Source organism: Bacillus sp. FSL H8-0516 (assembly GCF_038635285.1).
GTDB lineage: Bacteria > Bacillota > Bacilli > Bacillales > Bacillaceae > Bacillus > Bacillus safensis.
The window spans coordinates 2,680,759-2,694,265 of record NZ_CP152051.1; the positions used below are offsets into that span (position 1 = coordinate 2,680,759).

General features: G+C 41.9%; 14 protein-coding genes. 6 read left to right on the forward strand and 8 right to left on the reverse strand.

The window, feature by feature from the left end; all coding sequences use genetic code 11:
• Window positions 1–100: 100 nt before the first annotated feature.
• From MHB67_RS13535 to MHB67_RS13550, 4 genes are all read left to right on the forward strand, one after another.
• The gene (locus MHB67_RS13535) at window positions 101–1,372 is read left to right on the forward strand and encodes an NAD(P)/FAD-dependent oxidoreductase (protein ID WP_103132343.1); all 1,272 of its coding nucleotides are present in this window, start codon (window positions 101–103) and stop codon (window positions 1,370–1,372) included.
• Window positions 1,369–1,566, forward strand: coding sequence for a hypothetical protein (locus tag MHB67_RS13540; protein ID WP_254966515.1), 198 nt, complete (start codon window positions 1,369–1,371; stop codon window positions 1,564–1,566). Before MHB67_RS13535 ends, MHB67_RS13540 begins: the two co-directional genes overlap by 4 nt.
• A 141-nt stretch (window positions 1,567–1,707) precedes the next feature.
• Window positions 1,708–3,240, forward strand: a complete 1,533-nt coding sequence (locus MHB67_RS13545; RefSeq protein WP_342492570.1) for a BCCT family transporter — start codon at window positions 1,708–1,710, stop codon at window positions 3,238–3,240.
• 130 nt (window positions 3,241–3,370) lie between these two features.
• Entirely contained in the window at window positions 3,371–3,895 is a 525-nt protein-coding gene (locus MHB67_RS13550) for a CbrC family protein (RefSeq protein WP_024424880.1), read from the forward strand.
• Between the two features lie 44 nt (window positions 3,896–3,939).
• On the opposite strand, the gene MHB67_RS13555 is transcribed toward MHB67_RS13550, so the two are convergent.
• From MHB67_RS13555 to MHB67_RS13585, 7 genes are all read right to left on the reverse strand, one after another.
• Window positions 3,940–4,122 carry a sporulation protein Cse60 gene (locus MHB67_RS13555; RefSeq protein ID WP_024424881.1) on the reverse strand — a complete coding sequence of 61 codons (183 nt, stop codon included), beginning with the start codon at window positions 4,120–4,122 and terminating at the stop codon, window positions 3,940–3,942.
• A gap of 100 nt (window positions 4,123–4,222) precedes the next feature.
• Window positions 4,223–4,534: a rhodanese-like domain-containing protein gene (locus MHB67_RS13560; protein ID WP_024424882.1), complete on the reverse strand. Its 312-nt coding sequence runs from the start codon at window positions 4,532–4,534 to the stop codon at window positions 4,223–4,225.
• Window positions 4,535–4,588: 54 nt separating this feature from the next.
• On the reverse strand, window positions 4,589–5,272 hold the full coding sequence (locus MHB67_RS13565) for a YesL family protein (protein WP_024424883.1): 684 nt from the start codon (window positions 5,270–5,272) through the stop codon (window positions 4,589–4,591).
• Between the two features lie 20 nt (window positions 5,273–5,292).
• Complete coding sequence (locus tag MHB67_RS13570; protein WP_024424884.1) at window positions 5,293–6,582, reverse strand: Gfo/Idh/MocA family oxidoreductase; 1,290 nt, start codon at window positions 6,580–6,582, stop codon at window positions 5,293–5,295.
• Window positions 6,583–6,599: 17 nt separating this feature from the next.
• A complete protein-coding gene (locus MHB67_RS13575; RefSeq protein WP_024424885.1) occupies window positions 6,600–7,124 on the reverse strand; it encodes a hypothetical protein in 525 nt (174 codons plus the stop codon).
• The gene (locus tag MHB67_RS13580) at window positions 7,121–8,233 is read right to left on the reverse strand and encodes a glycoside hydrolase family 105 protein (RefSeq protein WP_133744326.1); all 1,113 of its coding nucleotides are present in this window, start codon (window positions 8,231–8,233) and stop codon (window positions 7,121–7,123) included. Before MHB67_RS13580 ends, MHB67_RS13575 begins: the two co-directional genes overlap by 4 nt.
• Window positions 8,234–8,251: 18 nt before the next feature.
• Window positions 8,252–9,217 carry a sugar ABC transporter permease gene (locus MHB67_RS13585; RefSeq protein WP_024424886.1) on the reverse strand — a complete coding sequence of 322 codons (966 nt, stop codon included), beginning with the start codon at window positions 9,215–9,217 and terminating at the stop codon, window positions 8,252–8,254.
• A gap of 231 nt (window positions 9,218–9,448) precedes the next feature.
• On the opposite strand from MHB67_RS13585, the gene MHB67_RS13590 reads away from it, so the two are divergent.
• Window positions 9,449–11,749, forward strand: a complete 2,301-nt coding sequence (locus MHB67_RS13590) for a helix-turn-helix domain-containing protein (RefSeq protein WP_044332425.1) — start codon at window positions 9,449–9,451, stop codon at window positions 11,747–11,749.
• Window positions 11,750–11,787: 38 nt separating this feature from the next.
• Here the strand turns inward: MHB67_RS13590 and MHB67_RS13595 are convergent, their stop codons facing one another.
• Window positions 11,788–12,159 (reverse strand): winged helix-turn-helix transcriptional regulator, encoded by a 372-nt coding sequence (locus MHB67_RS13595; RefSeq protein ID WP_003217763.1) that lies wholly within the window; start codon window positions 12,157–12,159, stop codon window positions 11,788–11,790.
• A 155-nt stretch (window positions 12,160–12,314) separates the two neighbouring features.
• On the opposite strand from MHB67_RS13595, the gene MHB67_RS13600 reads away from it, so the two are divergent.
• Window positions 12,315–13,502, forward strand: a complete 1,188-nt coding sequence (locus MHB67_RS13600) for an MFS transporter (protein ID WP_333482112.1) — start codon at window positions 12,315–12,317, stop codon at window positions 13,500–13,502.
• The last annotated feature ends 5 nt before the right edge of the window (window positions 13,503–13,507 follow it).

Sequence of the window (13,507 nt, forward strand, 5' to 3'; positions counted from 1 at the left end):
ATCCAATACGGAAGTCACAAAACCAATCAATTCATATTTCAGCCTTCCCTAATCTTCGTTATAATAGAAAAATGACTGAAAGTAGAAAGAGGAATGTAACATGAAACATTATGATGTCATTGTCATTGGCGGCGGACCTTCTGGGCTGATGGCCGCGATTGCATCAGCAGAGCACGGTGCGACTGTTCTGTTAATTGACAAAGGAAACAAACTTGGCAGAAAGCTGGCCATTTCTGGCGGCGGACGCTGTAACGTCACCAATCGCCTTCCAGTAGAAGAAATCATCAAACATATTCCCGGAAACGGCCGTTTTCTATATAGTGCATTTTCTGAGTTCAACAACGAGGATATTATTTCGTTTTTTGAAAACCTTGGCATTGAACTAAAAGAAGAAGACCATGGACGTATGTTCCCTGTCTCAAACAAAGCACAATCTGTTGTGGATGCCCTTCTAGACAGGCTCCGAGCCCTCAATGTCACCATTCGAACGAACGAAAAAATTAAAACAGTTCTGTATCAAGACGGACAAGCAGCTGGAATTGTTACAAATAATGATGAAAAAATTTCAAGTAAGTCTGTCGTCATTGCTGTCGGCGGAAAAAGTGTGCCGCATACCGGCTCTACTGGTGACGGCTATGCATGGGCAGAAGCAGCCGGTCATACCATTACAGAGCTCTTCCCAACAGAGGTACCGGTCACATCCGATGAACGATTTATTAAAGAAAAAGTGCTTCAAGGTCTTTCTTTAAGAAGTGTGGCTGTCAGTGTTTTAAATAAAAAAGGAAAACCCGTCGTCACACATGTCATGGATATGATATTTACTCACTTTGGTTTATCAGGTCCAGCTGTTCTTAGATGCAGCGGATTTGTTGTGAAGGAATTGAAAAAACAGCCGACTGTCCGCCTGCAAATAGACTTATATCCGAAGCTGAATGACGAGGAGCTGTTCCAGAAGCTTCATCGTGACCTTAAAGATGAACCGAAGAAAGCCATTAAAAATGTCCTCAAGTCTTGGATGCAAGAACGCTATTTATTGTTTCTGTTAGAACGGAACGGGATTGATCCACAAGACACATTCTCTGGTCTAGCCAAGGATAAACTGCGTGCATTTGCCCATGATTGCAAACATTTTATTGTTCATGCAAATGGTACGCTATCCTTAGACAAAGCGTTTGTGACAGGAGGCGGCGTTTCTGTGAAGGAAATTGAACCGAAGAAAATGGCGTCTAAAAAAATGCCCGGTCTTTATTTCTGCGGAGAAATTTTAGACATCCACGGCTACACAGGCGGCTACAATATCACTTCAGCACTTGTGACAGGCAGGCTTGCCGGCATGAATGCTGCACTAGAAGCAAAGGAGAGAGTTCAATGATCAGACGTGCATTACCGATTGTTCTTGCGGTCGTTATCAGTTTGACAGCCGCTGTTTTCTTGAAGCTGTCCATTACTCCGTTAAAAGTCGCCATTGTTTTGGCGTTTACTATTTTCGCAGTATGTTTAAAAGAATATGTCCACCGTCTTCGCAAACGAATTGAGGAAAAATCGTCTTCCCATATCGATAGTTGATAAATGGAAGCAAAACATGTTACGGTAAAGTAGAGGTCGAGTGAGAAGCTCGCCTCTTTTTGTTTGAAATAAGTTGAGTTAGGGGATATTAAGCAAAAGTCCTCTGCTTAAACGTGTAGAACAACAGGAGAGTGAGATGGTGTGAAAAACGTATCAAGTGTATTTTGGATTGTGATTGCGATCACATTTGTTGCCGTGATGTGGGGAGCGTTTTCTCCAGAGTCATTGCAAAATGTCACAGATCAAATTCAAACATACATTACAAATGACTTTGGCTGGTATTACTTGTTAGTGGTATCACTGCTTGTCGGCTTTTGTCTATTCTTTATTTTTAGCCCAATCGGTAAGATTACGCTAGGAAAACCGGGGGAAGAGCCTGAATTTGGTTTATTTTCTTGGTTTGCTATGCTATTTAGTGCCGGTATGGGAATTGGTCTTGTTTTTTACGGAGCAGCTGAACCGATCAGCCACTATGCTATTCAGTCACCAACAGGGGAGACTGAAACTGCGCAGGCCTTCCGTGATTCCCTTCGCTATACATTTTTCCACTGGGGGCTTCATGCATGGGCTATTTATGCCATTGTTGCACTTTGCATTGCTTACTTTAAATTTAGAAAAGACGCACCTGGCTTAATCAGTGCAACGCTGCAGCCCGTTTTAGGAAATAAAATTCACGGATGGATCGGTAAAACCATCGATTGTATTGCGGTATTTGCAACCGTGGTTGGTGTTGCGACAAGCCTAGGATTAGGCGCGGCACAAATAAATGGTGGATTGAATTACCTTTTTCATATTCCAAATACCTTTAGCACACAATTGATCATTATTATCATTGTGACGGTGCTTTTCCTTGCATCTGCTTTAAGAGGGATTGGAAAAGGCATTAAATACTTAAGTAATATCAATATGGTATTAGCAGCTGTTCTGATGTTTTTCTTACTTTTGGTAGGTCCAACTGTTTTTATCTTAAATTCATTTACTGACTCGATTGGACAATACTTATCTAATATTGTTCAAATGAGCTTCCGTCTATCTCCCAATGATCCTGAAAAGAGAGAATGGATTAATGGATGGACGATCTTTTATTGGGCATGGTGGATTTCTTGGGCACCATTTGTCGGGATCTTTATCGCTAGAGTGTCACGCGGGCGAACGATTCGCGAATTTTTAGTGGGTGTCTTAGTCGCTCCTTCCATCCTAGTCTTCCTATGGTTCTCGATTTTCGGTGTATCTGCAATGGACTTACAGCAAAAGAATATTGTCGATGTTGCAGGCCTTTCAACTGAAACGATGCTTTTCGGTGTACTGAATGAATATCCGCTGGCGATGATTACATCGATACTAGCACTCATTTTAATCGCCGTATTCTTTATTACATCGGCTGATTCAGCTACATTTGTGCTTGGAATGCAGACAACCTACGGATCGTTAAACCCTCCTGGCAGTGTCAAAGTCAGCTGGGGCATTATCCAATCGGCTGTTGCTGCTGTGCTTTTATTTTCAGGGGGACTTGAAGCCCTGCAAAATACAGCCAAGCTCGCAGCCTTGCCGTTCTCCGTTGTCATTATATTGATGATTGTCTCGCTGTATAAATCACTAAATGATGAACGAAGAATCATCAAACAAACCAATCAAGTCAATAAACCAAGAAGTCCAAGAGTAAAAAAAGCATAATCGCAAGCGAGAAAAAGCCGTTCCTTATCCGAACGGCTTTTTTCTATATATACAATTTAAGATTGTCGCGAGCTTGAGGATTCCTTTAAAATAATGATGAATCATCACTTTCTACATAATGGAGGTTTATATGACGTTACCTACGTTCAAGTACAACCCAGATCCAGTTTCGTTAAACGTGATCAAAAAAGAGCATACGACATGTCCTGTTTGTGAGAAAGAAAGAGATTATGTGTACCATGGCCCTTTTTATACTGTTGAAGATGTAGAGGGAATTTGTCCTTGGTGCATTAAAGATGGATCAGCGGCGAAAAAATACAATGGAACCTTTCAAGACGATGCGAGCTGTGATGACGTCGATCAAGAGGAATATATCGATGAGCTGATCTTCAGAACGCCAGGCTATCGCGGATGGCAGCAGGAATATTGGTTAAGTCATTGCGGAGATTTTTGTGCAATCGTCCAGTATGTCGGCTGGAAAGAGATTGAACATCTAGAGGAAGAACTCGCCGAGGATATCGAAGACATTTGCAGCGGCGAAGGATTAACGAAAGAGAACCTAAAGCAATGGCTCGTCAACGGAGGAGACTTACAAAGCTATCTTTTTCAATGTGTTCACTGCAACAAGCACCGGTTATATATTGACGCCAGCTAATCAAAGAAATAGGACCCTTCAAGCAGGTCCTTTTTTGATGCCGTCTATTTTTTATATAAAATGAGTGCAGAAAAACAGTAGAGCTGTTCCCCTCCCTGCTCACAGATCACCGCTACATTGTACTTGATGTCAATGATTTGGTCGTCATCCATTCCTTTTAAAAAATGATTAATTTCGCTCTGCAAATCTTTCTCATGCTCTTCATCAAATACAGCTACCTTTAGCACCTATGCCACTCTCCCTTCTCTCGCTACTCTATCTTTATGCACATAGAGAGAGGCATATGAACAAAAAAACCTTTCATCGTTAAGATGAAAGGCCTTCTATTTACAGCTTCGGTTTTGTTTCTCCTGTCCAAGCAAGCATCCCGCCAACGACATTTGTCGCTTGGTAGCCTTGATCTTCTAGGTAATAGCAGACATTTTCACTACGTTTACCAGAGCGGCAAATAATATAATATTCCTGCGTTTGATCGAATGCATCCAGCTTCTCAGGGATATCGCCCATTCGAATGTGAATAGCTTCCGGGATCATTCCTTCTGCTACCTCTTCATCCTCACGTACATCGACAAGCTGAATGGCATCTTCCTGCTCCAGCTTTTGTTTTAATTCTTCTATTGAAATTTCTTTCACTGACACGACTCTCATCTCTCCTTTTCATTACGGTGACACCATTATAGCAAATGATTCACTTCACTGCGTATTCACCCGCTTCGATTGAAGGAAAGAGGGCTGCCGCTTTTTCACTTCTGCTGTCTCGTGCTCAATATCAAACTCTACCTTTTTAAAGACTTGATAGGCCAGCCACATATGACCGTAGGCGAGTATGCTCACACTAAAAAACGGCACGATTCCCGGTAAATAAGCAAACAGAACAAACAGAACAGCCGAGAAAACAAGCATAGAGAGTGTATATTGCAAGTATGAGATACCAAGCAGAAGAGAGAATTTTAGATAGAGACATTTTTTCCAATCGTAATGAGCAAGCAGCGGAAAAATATAAAATAAGCTCACAATAAACAGAAAACCGAAAATATATATAGCAAAGCGAAGCACATGTAAAAGCCAGCTCGTCGGATAAATATAAGCAAGGTCGACATAAATAATCGTTCCAATGATGAATAGCACCACTCCAATGATGTTAGAGCGTACAAACTCCTCCCTGAATACCTTCCAAAAAGTGCGGAATATATTGACTTGCTCATGACCTTGAATCCACTTTCTCATCACGGAAAATAACGCAGTGGTCGCGGGCATCAAGCCAAAAACGCCAAGCCCTAGAATGGTGAACAAAAGCCATAACAAATTTGTATAGGCGAGTCTCATCACCCACTCACACATCCTCAGCATTCTGCTCATTGAACCATCATGATCCATCTCTTTCCCCTCCTCTCTCTTTACACCGTCTCTTTATGAAACAATTCATCGATTTCAATTGGGCGATTTTCTGTGACAGAGCGCCACATGCCTTCCCCAAGAGCAATCGAATAAGCTCCAGCCTCTGCTCCTGCTAAGATGTCATAGTGAATCAAGGGATCTTTTCCTATAAATAAATCAGCCAATAGCAAAGGATCTCCGCCGCCATGGCCGCCTGGCTGCTTCACGACTTCAATCGTCTCCTTTGATCCAAACATCGGGTAATAAGAAATTGTTTGTTGTGGGAATTGAAAAGGAATTCTTGATGGCACATGAAACTCATTTGTTTCAATACGCCCCTTCGTCCCATTAATAGCCAGACGGTAGCCTTCATATGGGGCTGAGAATTGAATCGAGTAGCTGAGCAGAGCCCCTTGATCATAAGCGACTGACGCCACATATGTATCCTCAATATCAATTTCCTGATCAAAAATGCACGCATCCGGGCGATAGTTTGAGTACTGCTGCGTTTGCTCCTGACCGGATTCAATATGGTCGTCCTCCACCTTCGAGCGCTCAACCCGCGGATTCCACCTTGCTTCATAGTGACATATATCCTTCACATGACATGTTCCACAAAATCTATTTTCCTCCCCCTGCAAGGGATTCCAAGGGCTTTCGCTGCCGTAATAGTTCAGCGCCCCGTAGGCAAATACTTGTTTCGGCTTTTGATCAATCCACCAGTTGACCAGATCAAAATGATGCGTCGACTTATGAATGGACAGTCCGCCAGAAAATTGACGTGTACGGTTCCACCTTTTGAAATAACTAGCACCATGATACGTATCAATAAGCCAGCTCAGTTCAACAGATGTGACCCTTCCAATTTTCCCGTCTAGAATCAGTTCTTTTACCTTTCGATGGAAAGGATTGTAGCGATAATTAAAGGTGACCGTGACCTTCCCTTTACTTTCTGCCTCTTTTTCCATCACTTTTTTGGCGTCTTTTGCTGTTGTCACCATCGGCTTTTCGGTGATGACATCTAGATCATGGTCAAGTGCCTGCATGATATATGTGACATGTGTGTCATCCCTGCCTGCCACAATGACGATATCTGGTTTTGTTTCTTTGACCATCTGATCAAATGCATCTTCATGAAAAAACGAAACGCCCCGGAGTGATGGAAAACGCTCCTGACAAAGTGTATACCGCTGAAGATCTATATCTAGGAGCCCTGTAATCCGATAATGCTCATTGAAATCCTCTGTGAGCGGTTGAATAAACATATTGAACGCACGATGGCTCAGCCCGCAAATCACGACCCGTTTCACATTCCCCACCTCATTTTCTATTGGTTTTCACGAAGCTGTTTCATAAGAGACAGTGCCTCTTCCGTCTTGTCAGCATACACGGGAATGAAAGCGACCATATCTCGGTGTAATTGAAAGGGATAGCCGTTGAGTTTTTTCTTTCCTTTATTGATTTGAACTGCATAATCGACCGTTTTCCCTGTTTTTTTGTCCTCGACCGTATATGGTCCTGCTGCTTGATCGCCTATTTTCATCTCTTCCAGCAGCTGAAAACTTTCAGGATCATCATACGTTCTAAACATTTCTTCTGGAACAAGCATCACGTCCCCCTCTTTTGAGGTAATTTCAACAAGAAGCTTTTCAGGAATCGCCGGAAAGATGTGAACGCTATAAGTCTCTTGTTCCGGCTGAAAAGCCTTCTCCACTAATTGATCTTTCATTCCCTTTGACATATCAGAAAAAATCAGGACATCGATCCCGTTTGTTTTCCCCTGACAAGCAGATAAACAAATGGCAGCGATGAAACTGATGAGCCATACGGCGGCTCTTTTTTGCCTCCTCATGCCTTTTGAAAAACAGACAGCTTTTCTAGCTCAGTTAACGCCATAATAAAAGCGCCTGCCCCGTGCAAGTCATTTGTGCTACGCTCTCTTCCAACGTAGTAATCATAAAATCCCGCAGATGTTCCGATACAAATATCATGGATGGTAAAATCACCATTTTCTTTCTCAGCCGTCTTATGCTGAATCAAGCCTTGATATGCTCTGACCACATGATCAACATAACGGGGGCTCACATACCCTTCATTCATGGCCTTTGCCATGGCGTACATGAATAAACACGACCCCGAGCTTTCAAGCCAATTGTCACTGTGATTTCCTTTATCAATGATTTGATGCCAGAGACCTGTCTTTTGATCCTGGTACTTTGCCACACTTTCCAGCATGTCTGTCAGCGTTTCCTTCCACACCTTCCGCCTTTCATGCTGCCCTGGCAGATCCTCGATCATATCTGCTAATGCAAGGACATACCAGCCAAACGATCTTGCCCAAAACTCTGGGGAACAGCCGGTCTTTTGATCAGCCCATGGCATCGTTTTTCGTTCATCCCACGCGTGATAATACAGACCTGTTTGTTCATCTTTTGTATGTTTTCTCATGAGATGCTCTTGATGGATGACCATATCCACTAGTGACTCTTCACCTTTAAGCTGAGCATACTTTAAGGCAAAAGGACCGCCCATGTAGAGACCATCGAGCCACATTTGATAAGCATAATTGTCTTTATGCCAAAATCCGCCCTCAGACGTGCGGTTTAGCGTACGATAAAGTCCGCGCAGCTTCTCCGCCGCCAGCACATACCGCTTCTCTCTCGTTCGTTCGTAAAGAGGGAATAAAATGAGTCCTGCTTGAATCGCATCAAGCTCATCCCTGCGAAATAATAAATTTCCGTACTCATCAATGAGTGAGTCCGCATAGTTTTTCACATAATCGAAATACGCCTCGTTCCCTGTTGCCTCATATAGCTTCATGACGCCGCAAAGGAAAACCCCTTGATGATAATGCCATCTTCCAGCTGGTGGCAGCTCAATCGGTGTATACGCTTTCATAATGGTTTGTGCTAATTTCTCTGCATGCTCAAGCGGTGATCCCTTTTCAATCGATAAAGTCATTCTTCCTCATCTCCCTTTTTAATAAATACCTTCTTCCCCGAATTTCTTCGCTAAACGGTTTGCCAGCATGACCAAAATAAGTCCAACGGCTGCTTTAAATAAACCAACAGCGGTACTATAGCTGAATTGTCCTTGCTTAAGACCTGCTGTATAAACGTACGTATCAAAAATCTCTGCTACTTCCCGGTTCGTTGCGTTCAGTAATAGATAGACATGCTCAAAGCCAAGCTCAAGCGTATCACCGATTTTTAAAATAAGCAGAACCACAATGACACTTTTAATGGCAGGAAGTGTGATGTGCCACATTTGTCTCAGTCTCCCGGCCCCATCCATTTTTGCTGCTTCATATAGCTGCGGATCTACCGCTGTAATCGCCGCAAGGTAAATGATTGTTGACCATCCTGCTTCCCGCCAGATTACCTGTAAAATGTACATCGGTCTAAACCATTCCTGACTAAGAAGGAAGTTAATCTTTTCTCCTCCAAAGAAAGCAATCAATTCATTCATTAACCCGCCATCTACTGTTAACAAAACAAAAGATAAGGACACGACAATCACCCATGACATGAAGTGAGGGATATAAATCATCGTCTGTACAAATTTCTTAAACAATGCCAATCTCACTTCATTTAAAAGAAGGGCTAATAAGATCGGAATTGGAAAGAAAATCACGACATTCATGGCAAATAAAATCAGTGTATTTTTTAATAAGATGAAAAATGTTGGTTCTGTAAACAATCGAATAAAGTGTTTGAAGCCAACCCACTCACTGCCAAGAATGCCGAGAAACGGCTGGTAATCTTGAAAGGCAATGATGAGCCCCCACATTGGCACATATTTAAAAACAATAAAATAAATGAGCCCCGGCAAAATCATTAAATACAAAAATTTTTGACTTAGCAATTGATTAAGTAAGCGCTTTCTTTTTTCGCTTTTCAAAGCTGCCGCAGGCACACCCTTGGCAGTGACATCCTCTGTTTTCATTGATAAAGCCTCCCCTCATGCTCATGCATGTGTTAACTGTATCTTAAGGATGAAAAATCCGTCTACAATCATATCAACAGATCATATTTTCATAGATGATGCTACTCAAAACGTTACATAAAACATAAGAAAATGATCCTAATCTCAGAAAATGATTATTGACAAACCTACCAGATTTTTGGATTAATAAATTAAGGGGAAAAGATTGTTTTGTTTGAAATGGGGGGTTATATGAAAAGAAGGCAGTACAAATTTTATTACAAGCTAGTAACGTTTTTTTTCATACTTAGTACGATTCCTGTTATCATTGTCGGCATTTTTTCTTATCAGCATTCGCAAAAAACAGCACTTGAAAATATCTCAAATGAAAAGCTCGACAGCGTCAAACAAACGCAATCCAATATTGAGCATATTTTAAAAACTGTTGATCATTCTCTCACTCACTATGTCAGTTCGCCGCCTCTCCTTCAAACACTGGCAGAACCTTTAAATCCAGACCAATTCCAGCTTTATAATCAAGTACAGCAGGAACTGAATTACCTGCAAACCTTTGACACCGATCTTTCCAATATTACACTCGTCAGTAAAATGGAAGACTGGTACATGAACAATTCGGGGCTTTATCATGTCACAAGCGAAGACCAAGAAAAAGCGCTGACCTCTTACCTCAATATACCAAGTCACTCCAGCTGGGCACTTGAAGAGAATAATCCACTTGTTGCGACAAAAGAAGGAAAAGCATCCTTTTGCAAGTACAATGTGAATTTAATCAAACAACTGCCTATGAACAGCGTTCAAAAAAAGGGAATCGCTGTCGCCAGCATTCCAAGCTGCGTCATTGCTGATAACATGCCTGACTTCTCTCAATCGGATAGTATGTTTGTGATCGATACCAACGGAAAAGTGCTGCTACATAATCGCAAAGAACAAATTGGTGAATCGCTGAAACATCAAGATATCGTCAAACATGTGCTCTCACTTGAAAAACGATCAGGCCAATTTGATATGAAGATCGACGAACTCAACTATCAAATCACATTTCAAAAATCTGATTATAATGAATGGACGTACCTATCCTTTGTTTCTATTCCAGAACTTAAGCAGCAAACGAAATCAATCGGGTGGATTACCTTTATTATCTGCACTATTTTGTTAGCGCTCTCATTACTATTTTCATGGTTCGGTTCTAGACACTTTTATAAACCAATCCGCTTATTATACGAGTCATTTGCACGCAACGAATCATTTTTGCAAAAACAGCCTTTTCAAAATGAATTTGAGTTGATTGAATCGAGTATTAAACAAATGAAAGATCAAAACAATGATTTAGAGGAACGGATTGAGCAGCAAGTGACACACTTACAGCAATACTTTATGGTACGGCTGCTGCTTGGAAAGCTGACAGATGAAGAAGTTAACAACCGGTTCCAAAGCTTAGGCTTTCCTCAGGGCTGGTCTCATTTGTCCATGCTTGTGACCCAAATCGATACATTAAAAGGAACACCTTATGAAAAAAAAGATGCTGACTTGCTTTTATTTGCGATCAATGGACTGATCGAGCAGATTATTCCGCAAGAGGAGCACCTTCAGCCAACCGTTGTCAATCAGCATCAAACAACGATTATCCTCAACCACTCAAAGTCAAATGAAGAGTTTACTGAATATTTAAACCAATTAGCAGAAACCATTCAGCAGCGTATCGAGGAAGAGCTTGGTTTATCGATCAGCATCGGAATCAGCCGCCAGTTTAAGGAACTCACGATGGCAAAACATGCTTACATTGAAGGAAAAGAAGCCTTAAAATACAGACTCAAAGCAGAGAAAAAGTCCATTATCTTATATGAGCATATTCAGCAAGGAAAGACGTTCAAAACCCATTTTCCAAAGCAGCTGCAGCATGATTTATTTGATGCGATGAAAGCTGGCGATCAAGGCAAGGCGGATCACTATTTACATGTGCTCCTGCAATCCATTTTTTCTAAAAATGCAGGACCGCACGAATACCATATCGCCCTCGCTCGTTTTTTAAACAATTTAATTGAGCTGATGCATTTGCTGGGCATTGAATTATTTGAGGTTGAAGATAACAAAATGCTCTATGATACGATTTTTGAATTTAAAACCTTTGAAGATACAGAAGCATGGCTGAAACATGAAATCATCCGGCCAATTATTGACCAGCTTGCTGCACGTGAAGACTCACAATACAAAAACATCTCAGAAAAAATCATTCATATTATTCATCAAGAATTCGACTCAGATCTCACATTGGATGAAATCGCCACACGCCTGCATTACAATCCCAATTATTTAAGCAGCATTTTCAGAAAGGAAATGGATATCTCCTTTAGTGAATATCTCTCTTCCTACAGACACCATGTCGCTAAAAACTGGCTAGTAGAAACCGATATGTCCGTCAAAGAAATTTCGGAAAAACTGAAATATAAAAACCCGCAAAATTTCATCCGGTCCTTTAAAAAGCTGGAAGGTACTACTCCTGGGAAATACCGCGACCAGAAAAAAGGCATGTAAGACAAAGAGTCCCGCTCTCACAAGAAAGCGGGACTCTTTTATTTAAACTGTTCATTTAAGATGCTGTCTTCCAGCACGGAAAGCGGCTCTCCATACACACGTTCAATATGAGCTGCTCCCCAATCGCATAGCGCATTGAGAATTCTTTCGAGCGACTGTCCGTATTCACTTAATTCATATTCCACTTTAGGCGGCACCTGTTCATAGACAATCCGATTAATGACCCCGTCACTTTCAAGCTCTCTCAGCTGCTGCGTCAGCATTTTTTGTGTGATGTTTGGCATGAGCCGCTTCAATTCGCTCGTCCGTTTTTTCCCGTGTGTCAAATGACATAAAATCACACACTTCCACTTCCCGCCTATGACCTCAAGCGTTGCTTCCACAGAGATATTATATTTTTTCTTTTCCATCGAATGTTCACTCCTCTTTGTACGAACAGGCACTTTTTAGTACCTATATTACAAAAAAGTACGTACTTTTTTTTTCGTCATCTATGTTAGATAATAACTCTTGCCGATCGGCTTCGTCTATCAAAATGTCATCACAGAAGGATGTGAACTTACTTATGAAAAAAAAGCAAAACCATTTTGCTCTTCTCGCACTAGCGATTAGTGCTTTTGCTATAGGAACAACTGAGTTCATTAGTGTCGGTCTTTTGCCAATGATCTCAGAAGACTTTGGAGTGAGCGTCAGTCAGGCGGGCTGGACTGTCTCTTTATATGCACTTGGTGTGACATTTGGCGCGCCTATATTGACTTCTCTTACTTCCACGATGAAAAGAAAGACATTGCTTTTGCTCATTATGCTCGTCTTTTTGATTGGTAATACACTTGCCACCATTGCCCCGACTTTTTCAGTGCTGTTAATCGGCCGGGTGATTTCAGCCTTGTCCCATGGAATCTTCATGTCCATCGGTTCTACGATTGCTGCAAGCCTTGTCGTGAAAGAAAAACGGGCAAGCGCGATTGCCTTTATGTTCACTGGTTTAACAGTAGCGACTGTGACAGGTGTGCCATTCGGGACATTTCTTGGTCACGAGTTCGGCTGGCGGACATCATTTGGTGTGATTGTGATCATTGGTCTGATCGCACTGATATCCAACTATTTTCTTGTGCCGTCTCAATTAAAGCAGGGTGTGAAAACATCTTTTAAAGATCAAGCTGTCCTATTAAAAACAAAAAGAATTTTGCTTTTATTTGTCATTACAGCCACAGGGTATGGAGGAACCTTTGTCGTCTTCACGTATCTATCTCCTCTCTTGCAGCATGTGACAGGGCTTGCGCCTGGGGCTGTGGCCTTGATCCTGCTTTTATACGGAATCACGATCGCAGCCGGAAATGTCATTGGCGGAAAAGCTGCTAATGAACAGCCAATGAAAGCACTGATCTATATGTTTATTATCCAAAGCATCATCTTGTTTATCCTTAGCTTCACTGCAGGATTCACAGTGTTAGGCATTGGAACCGTCATGCTGATGGGGCTGTTTGCTTTCATGAATGTGCCTGGGCTGCAAGTAGCCGTCGTTGATTTTGCAGAAAGATACACACCTGGAGCGGTCGACGTCGCATCTGCCATGAATATCGCTGCCTTTAATGCCGGTATTGCCATTGGCTCATTTTTAGGAGGCATCGTGACAGATACACTTGGGCTTGTGCATACAGGCTGGGTCGGCGGCATCATGGTCCTCATCGCAGCCATTCTTACGATGATCAGTTATCAAATAGAACAAAAAGAACAAACACAAACCATTTAAAGGAG